General features: G+C 69.7%; 1 protein-coding gene. It reads left to right on the top strand.

The genetic code is table 11. The features are described from left to right. Positions 1–44: 44 nt before the first annotated feature. A partial coding sequence (locus AB0C25_RS36455; RefSeq protein WP_357379625.1) for an SDR family NAD(P)-dependent oxidoreductase occupies positions 45–4645 on the top strand: 4601 nt, incomplete at its 3' end.

The following is a 4645-nucleotide window of genomic DNA, read 5'->3' as shown; positions in this document are numbered from 1 at the left end:
TGAATAACACGGAGTTTGCGCAGCCGGCGTTGTTTGCGGTTGAGGTGGCGTTGTTCCGGCTTGCGGAGTCGTGGGGTGTGCGTCCGCAGGTGTTGTTGGGTCATTCGGTGGGGGAGATCGTCGCGGCGCATGTCGCGGGTGTGTTTTCTCTGTCGGATGCGTGCACGTTGATCGCGGCGCGTGGCCGGTTGATGCAGGCGTTGCCGTCGGGTGGGGCGATGGCGGCGATCGGTCTGGACGAGGCCACGGTCGCCGCGGCCCTGCAAGCGGACGCCGCCGTCAACGGTGAGCGGGTGCAGATCGCTGCGGTGAATGGCCCTACCTCGGTGGTGATCTCGGGTGATGAGGGTGCTGTTGAGGAGTTGGTGGGGCGGTGGCGTGCTGAGGGTGTGCGGGTGCGCCGCTTGGCGGTGAGTCACGCGTTCCATTCGCATTTGATGGAGCCGATGCTGGCGGAGTTCACCACGGTGTTGGAGGGTTTGACGTTCGGGGCGGCGCGCCTGCCGGTGGTGTCGAACGTGACCGGTCGGGTTGAGGACCTGGGTACGCCTGAGTACTGGGTGCGGCATGTGCGGGAAGCGGTCCGCTTTGCCGACGGTCTGGCGACGGTGGCGGGTATGGGTGTGACCGCGCTGTTGGAGTTGGGTCCGGACGGTGTGTTGTCCGCGATGGCGGATGACGCGTTTGCGGTCTCCGCGTTGCGGGACGGCCGTGACGAGGCGGAAACGTTTACTGCTGCGCTCGGTGGTTTGCACGAGGTGGGTGTGGAGCTGGACTGGGCTGGTGTGTTCGCCGGCCGGGCGGCGAAGCTCGTCGACCTGCCGACCTACGCCTTCGAGCATCAGGAGTTTTGGCTGCGTAGCAGCGCAGGCACCGGAGACGCCGCGGGTCTGGGTCAGTCCGCGACTGGTCATCCGTTGCTTACCGCTGTCGTCACGGTTCCCGACAGTGACACGTTGGTACTGACCGGTCGTCTCACCGCCTCGGCGCACCCGTGGCTGCCCGCCGAGGGCACCCTCATCGAGCTGGTCGTGCATGCCGCAGACCAGGTCGGCGCGGTCTCGGTCGAGGAGTTGACCGTCCATACGCCGCTGATGCTGCCGGAACGGGACGCCCTGACACTGCGGGTGACCGTGGACGGAGCCCGCACGGTTACCGTCTACTCCCAGCCCGAGGGGGCGGCCGCAGAAGATCCATGGACGCGGAACGCGAGCGGACTCCTGTCGGCCACGCCACCGGCCGCCGCAGCCGCCTTCGACAGCACGGCCGTCGAGGTGAGCCTGTTGGAGACCCTGACCGTCGAGGGCTTCGGGCTGCACCCCGCCCTGCTTGACTCGGCCCTGCGAACGCTGCCCGTCGATGGTGTGCCGCTGCGGTGGCACGGGTTCACCCTGCACGCTCAGGGCGCCACCGTCGTACGGGTCCAGACGTCGCCGTCCGACGACGGTCACGCGCTCTGGCTGACCGATGCGGAGGGCCAGCTCGTCGCCTCGGTGGACCGGGTGGTGCTCGGCGAACCCGTGAGCGGCGCCCCGGGACGGCCCGAGGACGCATTGTTCCGGGTCGAGTGGCGGGAGATCACCTCGGAGTCGGTGGCCGACCCGGCGTGGACCATGCTCGGCACGCACCTTGACCACCTGCTGCGTGACGGGGCACCCGACGTGGTTGTCGTCCCACTGGAGAACGACCCGGACGGTGACGTCACCGCGGCACTGCACACCGAGACGGCACGCGTCCTGGCGCTGCTCCAGCGCTGGCTGGCGGACGAGCGATGCGCCGATGCCCGGCTGGTCTTCCTGACCGAGGAGCACGGACTGGTGCGGGCCGCCGCCGGTGGTCTCGTACGCTCCGCTCAGAGCGAGAATCCGGACCGGTTCCTCCTGCTGGACGTCGGCACGGCACCGGTCACGACCGGATTGCTTGCCGCTGCGATCGGATCGGGCGAGCCGGAGATCCGGGTACGCGACGGGGGCCTCCACGCACCGCGACTGGTTCGGGCGGCAGCCGGGGAGCGGGTGGTACCGGATCCGGACGGCACCGTACTGGTCACCGGCGGCACCGGTGGGCTGGGTGCGCTCGTGGCACGACACCTGGTGACCGGTTACGGCGTACGGAATCTGGTGTTGACGAGTCGCCGCGGCCTTGCCGCGCCGGGCGCACCGGAACTGGTCGCGGAACTCGCGGACCTGGGCGCTACGGCGCGAGTGATGGCCTGCGACGTGTCCGACCGGAGGGCACTGGCCGCGGTGCTCGACGGCATCGAGACGCTGACCGGCGTCGTGCACACCGCCGGAGTCCTCGACGACGGCCTGGTGACCTCGCTGACCCCGGAGCGGCTTAACCGCGTGCTGACGCCGAAGGCTGTCGCGGCGTACCACCTGCACGAGCTGACCCGCGACCGCGACCTTGCCATGTTCGTGCTCTTCTCCTCCGCGGCCGGGGTGTTCGGCGAGGCCGCGCAGGGCAACTACGTCGCCGCCAACCGGTTCCTCGACGCCCTCGCCGGGCACCGGCACGCACTGGGCCTTCCCGCAGTGTCCGTGGCCTGGGGCCTCTGGGAGCAACGCAGCGGCATTACCGAGCACCTGACTACGGCCGACCTGGACCGCATGCGCCGTGCCGGCACCATGCCGCTGTCCGCCGAGCGGGGCCTGAAGCTCTTCGACGCCACCGCCTCGGGTGCGGAGCCGCTGCTGGTGCCGATCGCCCTGGATCTCGCCGCCCTGCGGTCCGGTGTGTCCGGGATCCCGCCCCTGCTGCGAGCGCTGGCCAAGCGTCGCGCCCGGCGCACAGCCTCGGCGGGGACGTCCGCTTCGGCCTCTTCAGCCCTGGCCGACCGGCTCGCGACCATGACGCCAGCAGAGCGTGAGAAGGAGTTGCTCGACCTGGTCCGCAAGCAGGTCGCGGCGGTTCTGGGGCACCCGGATCCGACCGTCGTGGAAGCGTTGCGGCCATTCCACGAGACCGGTTTCGACTCACTCACCGCAGTCGAGCTGCGAAACCTGCTGCAAGCGGCGACCGGGCTGCGCCTGACCGCCACGCTGATCTACGACTTCCCGACGCCCGCTCTGCTGGCAGCGCACCTGGGAGAAGCCGTGCACGGCGCGGACCCGGCCGGCGGCAACCGCGGTGTGATGCTGCTGCGGGCCGATGACGAACCGATCGCCGTGGTCGGCATGAGCTGCCGGTATCCGGGCGGAGCGGGATCTCCGGATGACCTCTGGCGGCTGCTGGTCGATGGGCAGGAGGCCCTGACGCCGTTCCCCGCGGATCGCGGCTGGGACCTCGGGCAGCTCATCGATCCGGACGGGATCCGGCCCGGCACCACGTACGCGGGCGTCGGTGGCTTCCTTCGCGACGCCGGCGACTTCGACGCCGGCTTCTTTGGGATCTCGCCCCGCGAGGCACTGGCCATGGACCCGCAGCAGCGGTTGCTGCTGGAGGCTTCGTGGGAGGCGTTCGAGTCGGCCGGGATCGACCCTTCATCGGTACGCGGCACGCCGACTGGAGTGTTCGCCGGCGTGATGAGTTCCGACTATCACGCCGGACGCGACGAGCTGCCCGAGGGTGTCGCCGGATACCTGGTGACCGGCAACTCGGGCAGCGTGGCCTCGGGCCGGGTGTCCTACACGTTCGGCCTGGAAGGCCCGGCGGTCACGGTGGACACGGCGTGCTCGTCGTCGCTGGTGGCGATGCACCTGGCCGCCCAGGCGCTGGGTCGGGGCGAGTGTGACCTCGCGCTGGCCGGCGGCGCGACGGTGATGGCCAGCCCGGATACCTTTGTCGACTTCGCCCGCCAACGTGGTCTCGCCGTCGACGGACGGTGCAAGGCATTCGCGGGTGCCGCGGACGGCACCGGGTTCTCCGAGGGTGCCGGCATGCTGGTGCTGGAGCGGCTCTCCGATGCGCAGCGCAACGGCCACCAGGTCCTGGCCGTGCTGCGGGGCACGGCCGTCAACCAGGACGGCGCCAGCAGTGGCCTGACCGCGCCGAATGGTCCGTCGCAGCAGCGGGTGATCCGGCAGGCTCTCGCGGATGCGGGCCTGACCCCGGCCGACGTCGACGTGGTGGAGGCGCATGGCACCGGCACCCGGCTGGGTGACCCGATCGAGGCGCAGGCGTTGTTGGCGACGTATGGGCAGGATCGGTCGGAGCCGTTGTGGTTGGGGTCGGTCAAGTCGAATATCGGTCACACGCAGGCGGCTGCGGGTGTCGCGGGCATCATCAAGATGATCCAGGCTTTCCGCCACGAGGTGTTGCCGCGGACGTTGCATGTGGATGAGCCGTCGCCGCATGTGGACTGGTCGTCCGGTGCGGTGTCGTTGTTGACTGAGTCGCGGCCGTGGCCTCGGGGTGAGCGTGTGCGTCGGGCTGGTGTGTCGTCGTTCGGGATCAGTGGGACGAATGCGCACGTGATTTTGGAAGAGGCGCCTGCTGTGGCGGAGGTGGCCCGGGGGGTTTTGGTGTCGGCGCCGGTGCCGTGGGTGTTGTCGGCGAGGTCGGAGGCGGCTCTGCGGGATCAGGCCGGTCGGCTGAGTGATTTCGTTGCCGCGCATCCGGAGATTTCTCCGGTGGATGTTGGGTGGACGTTGGCGGGTCGGTCTCGTTTTGAGCATCGTGCGGTCGTGCAGGCTGGTTCGTTTGA

This window comes from Micromonospora sp. NPDC048839 (genome assembly GCF_040649915.1).
Classification (GTDB): domain Bacteria; phylum Actinomycetota; class Actinomycetes; order Mycobacteriales; family Micromonosporaceae; genus Micromonospora.
Note: the sequence above shows the minus strand (reverse complement) of the source record. Positions and strands in the feature narration are given on the sequence as shown.